Source organism: Pseudomonas sp. B16120, from assembly GCF_044218845.1.
Classification (GTDB): Bacteria; Pseudomonadota; Gammaproteobacteria; order Pseudomonadales; family Pseudomonadaceae; genus Aquipseudomonas; species Aquipseudomonas paracarnis.
In genome coordinates this window covers 4574281-4589768 of record NZ_CP162588.1, presented here as the reverse complement: position 1 = coordinate 4589768, position 15488 = coordinate 4574281, and the positions used below count along the sequence as shown (strand labels likewise).

The window sequence follows — 15488 nt, the reverse complement described above, 5'->3', positions numbered from 1 at the left end:
CGACAGAGATCACTTGAAGCGCCGCTCCACACCCTTCTCCACCAGAATCTTCGCCGAAATCTCTTCCACCGAAAAATGCGTGGAATTGATGTGCGCAATATTTTCGCGACGGAACAGATTTTCTACTTCCCGCACTTCAAATTCGCACTGGGCATAGCTGGAGTAGCGGCTGTTGGGCTTGCGTTCGTTGCGGATGGCGGTCAGCCGGTCCGGGTCGATGGTCAGGCCGAACAGTTTGTGTGAGTGCGCGCGCAAGGCGGCGGGCAGGGTCAGGTGTTCCATGTCATCTTCGGTCAGCGGATAGTTGGCCGCACGAATACCGAATTGCATGGCCATGTACAGGCAGGTGGGGGTCTTGCCGCAACGCGACACGCCCACCAGGATCAGGTCGGCCTTGTCGTAGTAGTGGGTGCGGGCGCCGTCGTCGTTGTCGAGGGCGAAGTTCACCGCCTCGATGCGCTCCATATAGTTGGAGTTATGCCCGATGGAATGGGACTTTCCGACGGAATAGGAGGAGTGTTCACTCAGCTCCTGTTCCAACGGCGCCAGGAAGGTAGAGAAAATGTCGATCATGAAACCATTCGACGTTGCGAGAATCTCACGAATGTCTTGATTGACGATGGTGTCGAAAATGATCGGGCGAAAACCGTCTTTTTCAGCCGCCAGATTGATTTGTTGTACCATGGCCCGCGCTTTATCCACGCTGTCTATATAAGGCCGGGTGAATTTGGCGAAGGTAATGTTTTCGAACTGCGCGAGCAGGCTCTGGCCCAATGTTTCGGCTGTGATGCCGGTGCCGTCGGAAATAAAGAAAGCAGATCGTTTCATTTGAGCCCTGGGCCTTAAGCTGATGGCGAATCTTGGATATGATAGGCGCGATTTTGCCGTCCCGCAGTGGGCCGCATTCTCACTTATTTTCCAGGTCCAGGCCACAAGCGCTGGCGTTAGCTCCTACTGAGCAACCCGCGTCCTGAGCTTTTCCAACACAGAAAGTGGAGAGATCACCTTGGTAGAGTACGTAGTTTCCCTCGATAAGCTCGGCGTCCATGATGTAGAGCATGTGGGGGGCAAGAACGCATCCCTCGGCGAGATGATCAGTAATCTTGCAGGCGCTGGTGTCTCGGTGCCCGGTGGTTTCGCCACCACGGCCCAGGCTTACCGCGACTTCCTAGAGCTGAGCGGCCTCAACGCCCAGATCCACGCCGCGCTGGACGCCCTGGACGTCGATGACGTCAACGCCCTGGCCAAGACCGGCGCCCAGATCCGCCAGTGGATCATGGAAGCCGAGTTCCCCGAGAAGCTCAACGAAGAAATTCGCACCGCCTTCGCCACCCTGTCGGCCGGTAACCCGGACATGGCCGTCGCCGTGCGTTCCTCGGCCACCGCCGAAGACTTGCCGGACGCCTCCTTTGCCGGCCAGCAGGAAACCTTCCTCAACATTCGCGGCGTCGAAAACGTGATCCGCGCGGCCAAGGAAGTGTTTGCCTCCCTCTTTAACGACCGTGCGATCTCCTACCGCGTACACCAGGGTTTCGACCACAAGCTGGTGGCCCTGTCTGCCGGCGTGCAGCGCATGGTGCGTTCGGAAACCGGCACTGCCGGTGTGATGTTCACCCTGGATACCGAATCCGGTTTCCGTGACGTGGTGTTTATCACCGGCGCCTACGGCCTGGGCGAAACCGTCGTACAAGGCGCGGTCAACCCGGACGAATTCTACGTACACAAGGGCACCCTCGAAGCGGGCCGCCCGGCCATCCTGCGCCGTAACCTGGGCAGCAAGGCCATCAAGATGATCTACGGCGACGAGGCCAAGGCCGGTCGCTCGGTCAAAACCGTTGAAGTCGACAAGGCCGAGCGTGCGCGTTTCTGCCTGACCGACGCTGAAGTCAGCGAGTTGGCCAAACAAGCGATGATCATCGAAAAGCACTACAAGTGCCCGATGGACATCGAGTGGGCCAAGGACGGTGACGACGGCAAGCTGTACATCGTGCAGGCTCGCCCGGAAACCGTGAAGAGCCGCACTTCGGCCAACGTCATGGAGCGCTACCTGCTCAAGGAAACCGGCACCGTGCTGGTAGAAGGCCGTGCCATTGGCCAGCGCATTGGCGCAGGCAAGGTGCGGATCATCAAGGACGTGTCCGAGATGGACAAGGTCCAGCCGGGTGACGTACTGGTTTCCGACATGACCGACCCGGATTGGGAACCGGTGATGAAGCGCGCCAGTGCCATTGTCACCAACCGTGGCGGGCGTACCTGCCACGCGGCGATCATTGCCCGTGAGCTGGGGATTCCGGCAGTCGTGGGTTGCGGCAACGCCACCCAACTGCTCAAGGATGGCCAGGGTGTGACCGTGTCCTGCGCCGAAGGCGATACCGGCTTTATCTTCGAAGGTGAGCTGGGCTTCGATATCAAGCAAAACTCCATCGACGCCATGCCCGACCTGCCGTTCAAGATCATGATGAACGTCGGCAACCCGGACCGTGCCTTTGATTTCGCCCAGTTGCCGAACGCCGGCGTGGGCCTGGCCCGCCTGGAATTCATCATCAACCGCATGATCGGCGTGCACCCCAAGGCACTCCTGAACTATGACGGCCTGCCGCTGGACATCAAGGAAAGCGTCGACAAGCGCATCGCCGGCTACAACGACCCGGTAGGTTTCTACGTCGAGAAACTGGTCGAAGGCATCAGCACCCTGGCTGCGGCGTTCTACCCGAAAAAGGTCATCGTGCGCCTGTCGGACTTCAAGTCCAATGAATACGCGAACCTGATCGGCGGCAAGCTCTACGAGCCGGAAGAAGAAAACCCGATGCTGGGTTTCCGCGGCGCCTCGCGTTACATCAGCGAAGCCTTCCGTGACTGCTTCGAGCTTGAATGCCGTGCGCTCAAGCGCGTGCGCAACGAGATGGGCCTGACCAACGTCGAGATCATGGTGCCCTTCGTGCGCACCCTGGGCGAAGCGAGCCAGGTGGTGGACCTGCTGGCAGAAAACGGCCTGACCCGTGGCGAGAACGGCCTGCGCGTGATCATGATGTGCGAATTGCCGTCCAACGCCATCCTGGCTGAAGAGTTCCTGGAGTTCTTCGACGGTTTCTCCATCGGCTCCAACGACCTGACGCAGTTGACCCTGGGCCTGGACCGCGACTCGGGGATCATCGCCCACCTGTTCGACGAGCGTAACCCAGCGGTCAAGAAGCTGCTGGCCAACGCCATCCAGGCCTGTAACAAGGCTGGCAAGTACATCGGTATCTGCGGCCAAGGCCCTTCGGACCACCCGGACCTGGCCAAATGGCTGATGGAGCAGGGGATCGAGAGCGTCTCGCTGAACCCCGATTCCGTGCTGGAAACCTGGTTCTTCCTGGCTGAAGGCCAAGCGTCCGCCTAAGATCGCGTGGTCAAAAGTGCCGGTCACTCGTTGCGGGTGACCGGCATTCTTATCTGTACAGGGCGGGAATCCTTGCGGACGCCGCCCTTTTTTGTGCAAGAGCATTATGCAAAGCAGCAGCCATCTGTTTCCTGTCGCCCTGATCAGCGCTGAACGTCGGGGCGACCTGAGTGAAGACGTCTACCGACTCAAACCCGGTAACAGCCCGGACGGCACCGTCGAGCTGGCGGTTACCCGTTTGGGCCTGGCCGATGTCCCGGAAAACCGGGGCACGCCGATTATTTTGTTGCATGGCAGTTTTTCCAATCGACGTTTCTGGTATTCGCCAAAAGGAATTGGCCTGGGGGCTTACCTCGCACGTCGCGGATTTGATGTGTGGATCCCGGAAATGCGCGGTCATGGTTTGTCCAAGCGCAATCACGACTACGCCAGAAACCGCGTCGCCGATTATGCGCGCTACGATTTGCCGGCCGTGGGGGCGTTTGTGTGTGAGCAAAGCGGGCAGATTCCGCACTGGATCGGGCATTCCCTCGGTGCCACCACCCTGGCTGCGGCCTTGGGTGGGCAGCACTTGGATGCATCAGCGGTGGCGTCGGTGGCGTTGTTCGGCTGCCAGGTCAGTCGCACCCACTGGCCGTTGAAAATTCCACCGGTGGAGTGGGGCGCTCGCTTTATCCTCAAGCGCCTTGCCCATCTGTCGGGCCCGCGCTTCAAGCGTGGGCCCGAGGACGAGCCGGCCGGCGTGATGATCGAAGCGATGCGTTGGAACGGCCTGTTCGGCCGGTTTGGCGATGCCGAGCATGACTGGTGGAAAGGCTTGGCGCAGGTCGATGTGCCGCTGTTGGCGGTGAGCGCAGCGGGCGACCGGCAAGACCCGGACTGGGCCTGCCGCAAGCTCTTCGAGCAAGTGGGCAGCGAGCATCGCCAGTACCTGTGCCTGGGACGTCAGCAAGGTTTCAGCGACGATTTCGGCCATGTGCAGATGCTGGTCAGTAAAGCGGCCCAGGCCCAAGTGTGGCCTTTGGTCGAGCGCTGGTTGAACGACCCGCTGACACCCTTATTCGGTACGCAATCCGAAGTGTCCGCAGCGGTTTGACGAAACGCTCTACCAAGGGCGTTTCACTCTTGAATGGTTGCGGCTAAGATATGACGCGCCACGCGGTTCTGGTCATATTCAGTCGCGCAACGTGTATTGCGTTACGCTGAACCGGGTTTGATCATGGCCGCCGCCAACGCCCAGGCACTTAAAGAATGCCTGTCGCGGGGCGTTTTCTTGATGTACACCGTGGATGTTCGACCTCTTCTTTGATGACAGGAGTTTCTCGATGAACCATTACGTGACCCCCGACCTGTGTGACGCCTACCCGGAGCTGGTGCAGGTAGTGGAGCCGATGTTCAGCAACTTCGGTGGCCGAGACTCCTTTGGTGGCGAGATTGTCACCCTCAAATGCTTCGAGGATAACTCCCTGGTCAAGGCGCAGGCTGACCTGCCGGGCGTTGGCAAAGTGCTGGTGGTCGACGGTGGTGGTTCCCTGCGCTGCGCGTTGCTGGGTGACATGATTGCCGAGAAAGCCGCGAAAAATGGTTGGGAAGGGCTGGTGATCTACGGGTGTATCCGTGATGTCGACGTCATCGCCCAGACCGACCTGGGTGTACAGGCCCTGGCCTCTCATCCGAAAAAAACCGACAAGCGCGGCCTTGGCGACCTGAACGTCCCGGTGACATTCGCAGGCGTGACGTTCCGCCCCGGGGAGTACATTTATGCCGATAACAACGGGGTGATCGTGTCACCCAGCCCGCTGAAAATGCCTGAATAAACTGCCGCAACCGATCGGGGTGAGGATGTTCGAAGAAGAAAACGCGCAATGGGGGCTGGTGCATGCCCTGGTGCTGGACGGTAAAGGCGGTGCGCGTTCGATTGCCCGGACTGAGCTCGACGATTTGCAGTTGCAGCCCCAGGAAAGCCTGTGGCTGCACTGGGATCGCAGCCATCCTCAAACCCAGACCTGGCTGCGCAAATCCAGCGGCCTGAGCGAGTTTGCCTGTGACCTGCTGCTGGAGGAAAACACCCGTCCACGGCTGTTGCCGCTGCCGGACGCCGAATTGCTGCTGTTTCTGCGCGGAATCAATCTCAACCCAGGCGCGGAGCCGGAAGACATGGTGTCGGTGCGCATTTTCGCCGCCGCCAACCGAGTGATTTCCCTGCGTTTGCGCCCCTTGCGCGCTACCGATGAGTTGCTGGTGCAACTGGCAGACGGCAAAGGCCCCAAGACGGCGTCTGAACTCATCCTTTATATGGCTCAGTACCTGACCAACAAAGTGCAGGATCTGGTCGCCGGCTTGTCTGAAATCGTCGATTCCGAGGAAGAAAAACTCGATGCCGACGAACGGTATACTCCGGAGCACGGCAGCGTTCTGCAGATCCGTCGAAGAGCCGCCGGACTCAAGCGCTTCCTGGCCCCCCAGCGGGATATTTTCGCCCAGCTGACACGAATCAAATTGGCGTGGTTCTGCGACGACGATGCGGACTATTGGAACGAACTGCACAACAGCCTGACCCGTTACCTGGAAGAGCTGGAATTGGCCAGAGAGCGCGTGGGGCTTGTGCTGGAGGCTGAAGACCGGCGCTTGAGCCTGCGCATGAACCGCACCATGTACCGCTTCGGGATCATCACCGGGATCTTCTTGCCGATGAGTTTTCTTACCGGTTTGCTCGGTATCAATGTGGGCGGCATTCCATTCTCTGCCAGCCCTTATGGATTCATGATCGCGTGCCTGTTGATGGTGTCTGTGGCACTGGGGCAATGGTGGTTATTTCGACGATTGCGCTGGGTTTGACCTGAATATGACCTGAACGTAAGAAAGGGCCGATGTGACCCGATGAATTTTACCCTCGTCTTTTAAATCACTTGCGAGAGGTCTCTATGCACGATCCGTTCGAACAGTCTTTGCGTGACATGCTCAATGCTTCGCCATCCAACCGTGATGACGATGCCTGCCTGGGCCGCGTACTGAAAACCGCCAACCGTCAGGTAGGGGCGGGTGACCTGTTCGGTCTGCTCGGGCGTTGGTTGCCGGCGTTGATGATGGCCCTGAACAACGGTTCGGCCCATGTGTCACCGGTTTCCCGTCGTAAACCTCTTGCTAGCACTGCTGATAAGGCTGATTGAATATGGAACTTGATCTCTGGACCCAGAGCCTGGTCACCGCGATGACCGCATTGTGGACCAAGGTGGCGAATTTCATTCCCAACCTGTTTGGTGCCCTGGTCCTGGTATTGCTGGGTTTTGTCGTGGCCAAGCTGCTCGATACCCTGCTGTCCAAATTGCTCGCCAAACTGGGGCTCGATCGCCTGATGGCTGGCACTGGCCTGACCAAACTGCTCGGTCGCGCGGGGTTGCAAGTACCGATTTCGACCCTGATCGGCAAGATCGTCTATTGGTTCGTTCTACTTATTTTTCTGGTTTCTGCAGCGCAGTCCCTTGGACTTGAGCGAGTTTCAGCTACGCTCGACATGCTGGCACTGTATTTGCCGAAAGTTTTCGGCGGCGCGCTGGTGCTGCTGGTGGGGGTTCTACTCGCGCAACTGGCCAACGGGCTGGTGCGCGGGGCCGCCGAAGGCGTGGGGTTGGACTACGCAGCGGGCCTGGGACGAATTGCCCAGGGGCTGGTGATCATCATCAGTATTTCCGTCGCGATCAGCCAGTTGGAGGTCAAAACTGACCTGCTCAACCACGTGATTGTGATTGTTTTGATTACCGTTGGTCTGGCAGTTGCGCTGGCCATGGGGTTGGGAAGCCGGGAAATTGCCGGTCAGATTCTTGCGGGAATCTATGTGCGTGAGCTGTATCAAGTTGGGCAACAGGTGCGTGTGGGCGAGGTCGAAGGGCAAATCGAGGAGATCGGCACAGTCAAGACGACCGTGCTGACCGATGACGGGGAACTGGTGTCGCTGTCCAACCGGATTCTCCTGGAGCAGCAGGTCAGTAGCCGCTAATCCGGCAAATCCTGCTAATGTACGCCGCCGCAAACCCGGGAGACCGGGTTGCAGCGGACATTGACCTGACTGTCGGCACGACTTGTTTTGAATAAAGCCCAAACGCTGTCCACGCGCTATGACCCCCGTGAGCTCTCTGATGAGGAGTTGGTCGCGCGCTCGCACACGGAGCTGTTTCACGTAACACGCGCGTACGAAGAATTGATGCGCAGGTATCAACGCACTCTGTTCAACGTTTGTTCAAGGTATTTGGGGAACGATAGAGACGCGGATGATGTCTGTCAGGAAGTGATGCTCAAGGTGCTATACGGCCTGAAGAACTTCGAGGGCAAATCGAAGTTCAAGACCTGGCTGTACAGCATCACGTACAACGAGTGCATCACGCAGTATCGGAAGGAACGGCGAAAGCGTCGCTTGATGGACGCTTTGAGTCTGGACCCCCTTGAGGAGGCGTCTGAAGAGAAGGCGCCGGCACCCGAGGAAAAGGGCGGACTTGATCGCTGGTTGGTGCATGTGAACCCGATTGACCGCGAAATTCTGGTGCTTCGATTTGTCGCAGAGCTGGAATTTCAGGAAATCGCTGACATCATGCATATGGGTTTGAGTGCTACAAAAATGCGGTACAAGCGTGCTCTTGATAAATTACGTGAGAAATTTGCGGGCGAGACTGAAACTTAGTGCGTAGCAAATATCTCTTACGTGTAGGCAAGTTCTGTTAGACTTGTCGCCGAGTTGTCCCCCGGTTTGTGGGACTGCTTTACAATCACCAGATGGGGATTTAACGGATGAAACTGAAAAACACCTTGGGCTTGGCCATTGGTTCTCTTATTGCCGCTACTTCTTTCGGCGTTCTGGCACAAGGCCAAGGCGCAGTTGAAGGCGAGCTGTTCTACAAGAAGCAGTACAACGATAGCGTTAAGCACATCGAAGACGGCTTCAACCCAGGCGCTCGCATTGGTTACTTCCTGACCGACGATCTGTCGTTGAATCTGTCGTACGACAAGACCAACCACACCCGTTCGAACGACGGCACTGGCAACCAGAAGATCAAAGGTGACACTGGCAGCCTCGTTGCTCAGTACCACTTCGGTCAGGCTGGCGTTGATAGCCTGCGTCCATACGTTGAAGGCGGTTTCGGCCACCAGAGCCGTACCAACGTTCAGGCTGACGGCCACAGCGGTCGCGACCAGACCACTTTCGCTACCATCGGTACCGGCGTGAAGTACTACTTCACCAACAACCTGTACGCTCGTGCTGGTGTTGAAGCTGACTACGGTCTGGACAACGGCAAGTGGGACTACTCCGCACTGGTTGGCCTGGGCGTGAACTTCGGCGGTAACGCTGGCGCAGCTGCTCCAGCTCCTACCCCAGCACCAGCTCCAGAGCCAGTTCCAGAGCCAGAAGCTCCGGTTGCTCAGGTTGTTCGTGTTGAGCTGGACGTTAAGTTCGACTTCGACAAGGCCGTTGTTAAGCCTAACAGCTACGGCGACGTTAAAAACCTGGCCGACTTCATGGCTCAGTACCCAGCTACCAACGTAGAAGTTGCTGGTCACACTGACTCCGTAGGTCCAGACGCTTACAACCAGAAGCTGTCCCAGCGTCGTGCTGACGCTGTTAAGCAAGTCCTGGTTAAAGACGGCGTTGCTCCTAGCCGTGTAACTGCTGTTGGTTACGGCGAATCCCGCCCAGTTGCTGACAACGCAACTGAAGCTGGTCGCGCTGTTAACCGTCGCGTAGAAGCGTCGGTTGAAGCTACCGCTCAGTAATTACTGAGTAGTAAAGAAAAGCCCGGCTCAGGCCGGGCTTTTTTTCGCCTGCGATTTGCCTCAGGCGCTTGCCGCAGCGGCGATGCTAGCCATCTGTGCGGCGCCGGCAACCTGGCCAATCACCAGGATGGCCGGGCTCTTCAGCGCAAAGGTTTTTGCCGCTTCACGCATGGCCGCCAGGGAGCTGCGGCATTCGCGTTGCTGGGGCAATGAAGCGTTTTCGATCATTGCCACCGGCATATCCGCAGCCATGCCGCCGTTGAGCAGCTGTTCGCGGATTTCTTCCAGCTTCGCCACACCCATATACACCACCAGCGTGGTTCCACCCTCCGCCAGCGCACGCCAGTTCAAGCTACTGTCATCCTGGGTATGCGCGGTGATCAAGGTCACTCCACGGCTCACCCCGCGCAAGGTCAACGGGATATCGCACTGGGTTGCTCCGGCCAGCCCTGAGGTGATGCCATTGACCAATTCCACCTCGACACCACGCTCGCGCAGCCAGGTTGCCTCCTCGCCACCGCGGCCAAAAATACACGGGTCACCGCCTTTAAGGCGTACTACGCACTTGCCCTGGCGTGCATAACGCAACATCAGGCGGTGAATGAAATCCTGCGGGGTAGAACGACATCCCCCGCGCTTGCCGACGGTAATCACCCGGGCGCTGGTGCAGTGTTCCAGTACTGCCGGGTTGACCAGATCATCAATCAGCACGACGTCCGCTGCCTGCAGAGCCCGGACCGCTTTCAGGGTCAGCAACTCCGGGTCACCCGGACCTGCGCCTACCAGCCACACTTTTGCGCTCATGTTGTTCCCCTTACACACTGATGGCGATTGGCTGCGGGTTGCTGGCCAAAAGACGTTTGATTTCCGGCACGCAGGAGCCGCATTGGGTGCCGCAGCCCAAGGCCTGTTTGAGGCCATCCAGGTCCAGGCCGCTGCCGATACCGGCACACACGGCGTTTTCGCTGACGTTCTTGCAGTTGCACACAATCTTGTTGCTGGCCGTGGTACCGCCCGGTGGCGCGCTCAAGGGCGCCAGCAACCAGCGCCGCAGTTGCTCGTCGGCCCGGCCTTCCAGCCACAGGCTTTGCAGCCAGTGACGGGCCAGGGTTTCGCCGGCCAGGCGCAGGGCGGTGATGCGGCCTTTCTCGATCTTCACGCGCTTGCCGATTGAGCGGCGCGGGTCGTCATAGGCCATTACCGGGCCGTCGTTGAGGCCCAGCAGGTGGTCGATACGGGTCAAGAGTTGCAGGTCGGGCGCCTCGGTATGCGCGGCGCGCACCAGCAGCGCGGGGCGTTCACGGCCAGCCAGGCTCAGGCTGACGTAGGCAAAGGTTTCACACAGTGGGCGCAAGGCTTCGAAGTGCTGCTGTACATCGCCTTCGATCAGCGCAAACAGCTGCCACGGCAGTTGCACGGCTTCCAGGCGCACGCCGCTGTGCTTGAGCTCCGGCTGCTTGGACAAAGGGTCGAACGCCGGTTGAGTGAGGGTATTGACGCCGCCCTTGAGAAAGCGGTCGCCCCAGTGCATGGGCAGAAACGCTTGGCCGGGACGCACACTGTCATCGCTGCCGACGGCGACGATCACGCTGCCGCGACGGCTTTTCAGGCTGACCAGGTCACCCTCTTTGAAGCGGTGGCGGCGTAGCTCATCCGGATGCAGGCTCAACAATGCTTCACTGACGTGCCCGAACAACTGCGCTGCCGTGCCGGTGCGGCTCATGCCGTGCCATTGATCACGCAGTCGACCGGTGATCAGGGTCAGGGGAAATCGCGCATCGCGCTGTTCCTTGGCGGCGCGATAAGGCTCGGCGACAAACTGCGCCCGCCCAGTGTCAGTGGGGAAAATACCGTCGGTGTACAAGCGCGACGTACCCGCTTGCGCACCCTCGGGAAACGGCCATTGCTGCGGGCCGAGCTGGTCGAGCAGGGCGTGGCTGATGCCGGACATATCCAGGTCACGGCCTTGAGTCAGTGGCTTGAATTCATCAAACAGCTGCGCCGCGTGCTCAAAGGCGAACAGGCTCGGCAACCCCGGCCGCAGACGGCGCTCCAGGCGTTGTGCGAAATCCACGGTGATCGCCCAATCCGCGCGTGCTTCAGCCGGTGGGTTGATGGCGCGGCGCACGTGGGAAATACGTCGCTCGGAGTTGGTCACCGTGCCGTCTTTTTCACCCCAACTGGCGGCGGGCAGTAGCAGGTCGGCATAGGCGGCGGTTTCGGTGGTACGAAAGGCTTCCTGCAACACCACGAACGGGCACGCTGCCAAAGCGGCGCGCACCGCGTTCTGGTCGGGCAGCGATTGGGCCGGGTTGGTACAGGCGATCCACAACGCCTTGATCTTCCCCGCCTGCACCTGTTCAAACAGTTCGATGGCGGTAAGGCCGGTGGTCGCGGGCAGTTGTTCCACGCCCCAATAGGCCGCCACTTCAGCGCGGTGTTCAGGGTTGGCCGCTTCGCGGTGGCCCGGCAGCAAATTGGACAGGCTGCCGGTTTCGCGCCCACCCATGGCGTTCGGTTGGCCGGTCAGGGAAAACGGCCCGCAGCCCGGCCGGCCAATGGTCCCCGTGGCTAAATGCAGGTTGATCAGTGCACTGTTTTTGGCGCTGCCGGCGGTGGATTGGTTAAGCCCCATGCACCACAGCGACAGAAAGCTGCTGGAGGTGCCCACCCACTGCGCGCACAGGCGCAACTGTTCGACGCTGATGCCGCATAGCTGCGTGACCATCTGCGGCGTGTAGTCATGCACCAGGCGCTTGAGTTCGGCCAAGCCGTCGGTGTGGGCCTGGATAAACGCGCGGTCGACCCAGTCTTCCCACAGCAACAGATGCAAAATGCCGTGGAACAACGCCACATCCGTGCCCGGCAAGATCGCTAGGTGCAGGTCGGCCAAGTCGCAGGTGTCGGTACGCCGAGGGTCAATCACCAGCACTTTCATCTGCGGGCGTTGCGCCTTGGCTTGCTCCAGGCGCCGGAACAATACCGGATGGGCGTAGGCCATATTGCTGCCGACGATCATCACGCAGTCGCTGTTTTCCAGGTCTTCATAGCTGCACGGCGGCGCATCGGCGCCCAGGCTGCGCTTGTAGCCGACCACTGCCGAAGACATGCACAGCCGGGAGTTACTGTCGATATTATTAGTGCCCACCAACGCCCGCGCCAACTTGTTGAAGCTGTAGTAGTCCTCGGTCAACAGTTGCCCGGAGATATAGAACGCCACGCTGTCGGGCCCGTGTTCGGCAATCGTCTCGGCAAACACGTTGGCCGCGTGTTCCAGGGCGGTGTCCCAGTCGGTGCGAGTGCGTGCCAGTGCTTTGCCCAAGCGTAATTGCGGGTACAGGGCGCGGGCGCTCACGTCGCCGGTCAAGTGCAGGCTGGCACCTTTGCTGCACAACTTGCCGAAGTTGGCCGGATGGCTGGGGTCGCCTTGCACCCCCAGGATCTGTTCGCCGTCATGCTCGATCAGCACGCCGCAGCCCACCCCGCAATAACAGCAGGTGGACGCGGTGGTCTGGCGGTTCATCAACCCGCGTCCCGCAGGGCCAGCATCACCCGGCCGTTTTCGACCCGGGCCTGATGATGGTGGGCGCAGCCGATATCCGGGGCCTGGGCTTGGCCAGTCGCCAGGTCAATCTGCCAGTTGTGCAGCGGGCAGGCCACGCGCTTGCCGTAGATCAAGCCTTGGGACAGCGGCCCGCCCTTGTGCGGGCAGCGGTCGTCGAGGGCAAAGACTTCATCGTCACTGGTGCGAAAAATCGCGATGTCACCTTTGGGCCCGCTGATGATGCGCGAGCCCAGGGCGTTGATTTCATCGAGGGCGCAGATATCCAGCCAGTTCATAGCGAGACCTCCAGTTGTTTGACGGGGATCACGTCGAATTCCTTTTTCAGCAGCGGCTGCTCCAGGCGTTCCTTCCACGGGTCCTGCTCAAATGACAACGAGAACTGCAAACGCTCATTGAGGGCTTGGCGGCGCGCCGGGTCTTCCAATACGGCCTTCTTGATATGCTCCATGCCCACTCGCTGCAGGTAGTGCACGGTGCGCTCCAGGTAGAAGGCTTCTTCGCGGTACAACTGCAGGAACGCGCCGTTGTATTCACGCACTTCCTCGGCGGTTTTCACCTTGACGAAGAACTCCGCGACTTCGGTCTTGATCCCGCCGTTGCCGCCGATGTACATCTCCCAGCCCGAGTCGACACCGATAATGCCTACGTCCTTGATGCCCGCTTCCGAGCAATTGCGTGGGCAACCGGACACCGCCAACTTGACCTTGTGGGGCGACCACATGTTGAACAGGTCATGCTCCAGCTCGATGCCCAGTTGTGTGGAGTTCTGCGTACCAAACCGGCAGAACTCGCTGCCCACACAGGTTTTGACGGTACGGATGGATTTGCCATAGGCATGCCCGGACGGCATATCCAGGTCCTTCCATACCCCAGGCAAGTCCTGCTTCTTGATACCGAGCAAGTCGATACGCTGGCCGCCGGTGACCTTGACCATCGGCACGTTGTACTTGTCGGCCACATCGGCGATGCGGCGCAGCTCCGAAGGGTTGGTCACGCCGCCCCACATCCGTGGCACCACAGAATAGGTGCCGTCTTTTTGAATATTGGCGTGGGCCCGTTCGTTGATCAGCCGCGATTGCGGGTCGTCCTTGGCTTCGCCGGGCCAGGTGGAGATCAGGTAATAGTTGAGCGCCGGGCGGCAGGTGGCGCAGCCATTGGGGGTGCGCCAGTTCAGGTAACGCATGGTGCTGTCGATGGTCAGCAGGTGCTGCTCGCGGATGGCCTGGCGGATCTGCCCGTGGTTGAGGTCGCTGCAGCCACAGATGGCTTTTTCACTTTTGGGTTTGACGTCGGCGGCGCCGCCCACGGTGTTGATCAGGATCTGCTCGACCAGGCCGGCACAGGAGCCGCAGGAGCTGGCGGCCTTGGTGTGTTTTTTCACCTCGTCGACACTGAACAACCCTTGTTCCTGGATCGCCTTGACGATGGTGCCCTTGCACACGCCGTTGCAGCCGCAGACTTCGGCGCTGTCGGCCATGCTCATGGCTTTGTCCTGGCCTTGGTGGCCGACATCGCCGAGTGCATTTTCACCGAACATCAGGTGATCGCGGATTTCACCGATGGCGTGGTTCTCACGGATCTGGCGGAAATACCAGCCGCCATCGGCGGTATCGCCGTACAGGCAGGCGCCGACCAGGATATCGTCCTTGATCACCAGCTTCTTGTACACGCCGCCAATCGGGTCGGAGAGCGTGATGGTCTCGGTGCCTTCGCCGCCCATGAAGTCGCCAGCGGAGAACAGGTCGATGCCGGTGACTTTCAGCTTGGTGGAGGTCACCGAGCCCTTGTAAGTGGCAAAGCCCAATTGGGCCAGGTGGTTGGCGCAGACCTTGGCCTGTTCGAACAAGGGTGCCACCAGGCCATAGGCGATGCCGCGATGGCTGGCGCATTCACCGATCGCATAGATACGCGGGTCGTAGGTTTGCATCGTGTCGTTGACCAGGATCCCACGGTTGCAAGGGATGCCGGACTTTTCCGCGAGTTCGGTATTGGGGCGGATGCCGGCAGCCATCACCACCAGGTCGGCCGGGATGATGTCGCCATTTTTGAACTGCACCGAGCCGACGCGGCCATTGCCGGCATCGTGCAGGGCCTGGGTCTGCTCGCACAGGCGAAACACCAGGCCGCGACTTTCCAGTTCGGTTTGCAGTAGCTGGCCGCTGGTCTTGTCCAGTTGCCGCTCCAGCAGCCATTCACCGATGTGCACCACCGTCACGTGCATGCCGCGCAGCATCAAGCCGTTGGCCGCTTCCAGGCCGAGCAGGCCGCCGCCGATCACCACCGCATGCTTGTGGGTCTTGGCGGTGTCGATCATCGCCTGTGTATCGGCAATGTCGCGGTAACCAATCACGCCCTGCAAGCTGTTGCCGGGAATTGGCAGGATAAACGGCGTGGACCCGGTAGCGATCAGCAGGCGGTCATATTCGGCCTCGGTGCCGTCTTCGGCGATGACTTTGCGCTTGACCCGGTCGATCTGCACCACTTTGCGGTTGAGCAGCAGTTTGACGTTATTGTTCAGGTACCAATCCAGGTCGTTGAGCACGATCTCTTCGAAGGTTTGCTCACCGGCCAGTACCGGCGACAGCAGGATGCGGTTGTAGTTGGTGTGAGGCTCGGCGCCGAACACGGTGATGTCGTATAGCTCGTTGCTCAGCTTGAGCAGTTCTTCCAGGGTGCGAACCCCGGCCATACCGTTGCCGATCATCACCAGTTTGAGTTTTTTCATGTCGTTCTCCGCAATGGCTCGACAAATCGTGCGCAAACAAAAAAGGCATCCCC

13 protein-coding genes are annotated in these 15488 nt (G+C 59.7%); 8 read left to right on the top strand and 5 right to left on the bottom strand.

Annotated features, from left to right (window positions below; all coding sequences use genetic code 11):
• Positions 1 to 9: 9 nt before the first annotated feature.
• On the bottom strand, positions 10 to 828 hold the full coding sequence (locus tag AB4P90_RS21355) for a pyruvate, water dikinase regulatory protein (RefSeq protein ID WP_003193298.1): 819 nt from the start codon (positions 826 to 828) through the stop codon (positions 10 to 12).
• Between the two features lie 178 nt (positions 829 to 1006).
• Here AB4P90_RS21355 and ppsA point away from each other — a divergent pair, with 178 nt between their 5' ends.
• The 8 genes from ppsA to AB4P90_RS21315 all read left to right on the top strand — a co-directional run bounded on the left by ppsA (position 1007) and on the right by AB4P90_RS21315 (position 9145).
• Positions 1007 to 3382, top strand: a complete 2376-nt coding sequence (gene ppsA / locus AB4P90_RS21350; RefSeq protein WP_003193296.1) for a phosphoenolpyruvate synthase — start codon at positions 1007 to 1009, stop codon at positions 3380 to 3382.
• 106 nt (positions 3383 to 3488) lie between these two features.
• Positions 3489 to 4478, top strand: coding sequence for an alpha/beta fold hydrolase (locus tag AB4P90_RS21345; protein WP_014719489.1), 990 nt, complete (start codon positions 3489 to 3491; stop codon positions 4476 to 4478).
• 229 nt (positions 4479 to 4707) lie between these two features.
• Complete coding sequence (rraA, locus tag AB4P90_RS21340) at positions 4708 to 5199, top strand: ribonuclease E activity regulator RraA (protein ID WP_019820544.1); 492 nt, start codon at positions 4708 to 4710, stop codon at positions 5197 to 5199.
• 25 nt (positions 5200 to 5224) lie between these two features.
• Complete coding sequence (locus AB4P90_RS21335) at positions 5225 to 6220, top strand: zinc transporter ZntB (RefSeq protein WP_014719487.1); 996 nt, start codon at positions 5225 to 5227, stop codon at positions 6218 to 6220.
• Between the two features lie 86 nt (positions 6221 to 6306).
• A complete protein-coding gene (locus tag AB4P90_RS21330) occupies positions 6307 to 6552 on the top strand; it encodes a hypothetical protein (RefSeq protein WP_014719486.1) in 246 nt (81 codons plus the stop codon).
• A 2-nt stretch (positions 6553 to 6554) separates the two neighbouring features.
• A complete protein-coding gene (locus AB4P90_RS21325) occupies positions 6555 to 7379 on the top strand; it encodes a mechanosensitive ion channel domain-containing protein (RefSeq protein WP_003193288.1) in 825 nt (274 codons plus the stop codon).
• Between the two features lie 87 nt (positions 7380 to 7466).
• On the top strand, positions 7467 to 8057 hold the full coding sequence (gene sigX, locus AB4P90_RS21320; protein ID WP_003193286.1) for an RNA polymerase sigma factor SigX: 591 nt from the start codon (positions 7467 to 7469) through the stop codon (positions 8055 to 8057).
• A gap of 107 nt (positions 8058 to 8164) precedes the next feature.
• A complete protein-coding gene (locus tag AB4P90_RS21315; RefSeq protein ID WP_019820540.1) occupies positions 8165 to 9145 on the top strand; it encodes an OmpA family protein in 981 nt (326 codons plus the stop codon).
• Positions 9146 to 9205: 60 nt separating this feature from the next.
• On the opposite strand, the gene cobA is transcribed toward AB4P90_RS21315, so the two are convergent.
• From cobA to nirB, 4 genes are read right to left on the bottom strand one after another with little or no spacing between them, the layout of a single operon-like run.
• Positions 9206 to 9949 carry a uroporphyrinogen-III C-methyltransferase gene (gene cobA / locus AB4P90_RS21310; RefSeq protein ID WP_371360230.1) on the bottom strand — a complete coding sequence of 248 codons (744 nt, stop codon included), beginning with the start codon at positions 9947 to 9949 and terminating at the stop codon, positions 9206 to 9208.
• A 10-nt stretch (positions 9950 to 9959) separates the two neighbouring features.
• Complete coding sequence (locus tag AB4P90_RS21305) at positions 9960 to 12668, bottom strand: nitrate reductase (RefSeq protein WP_275967920.1); 2709 nt, start codon at positions 12666 to 12668, stop codon at positions 9960 to 9962.
• Positions 12668 to 12985 (bottom strand): nitrite reductase small subunit NirD, encoded by a 318-nt coding sequence (nirD, locus tag AB4P90_RS21300; protein WP_014719483.1) that lies wholly within the window; start codon positions 12983 to 12985, stop codon positions 12668 to 12670. Before nirD ends, AB4P90_RS21305 begins: the two co-directional genes overlap by 1 nt.
• Positions 12982 to 15435: a nitrite reductase large subunit NirB gene (gene nirB / locus AB4P90_RS21295; RefSeq protein ID WP_014719482.1), complete on the bottom strand. Its 2454-nt coding sequence runs from the start codon at positions 15433 to 15435 to the stop codon at positions 12982 to 12984. The genes nirD and nirB overlap by 4 nt, the downstream gene beginning before the upstream one ends.
• Positions 15436 to 15488 lie beyond the last annotated feature (53 nt).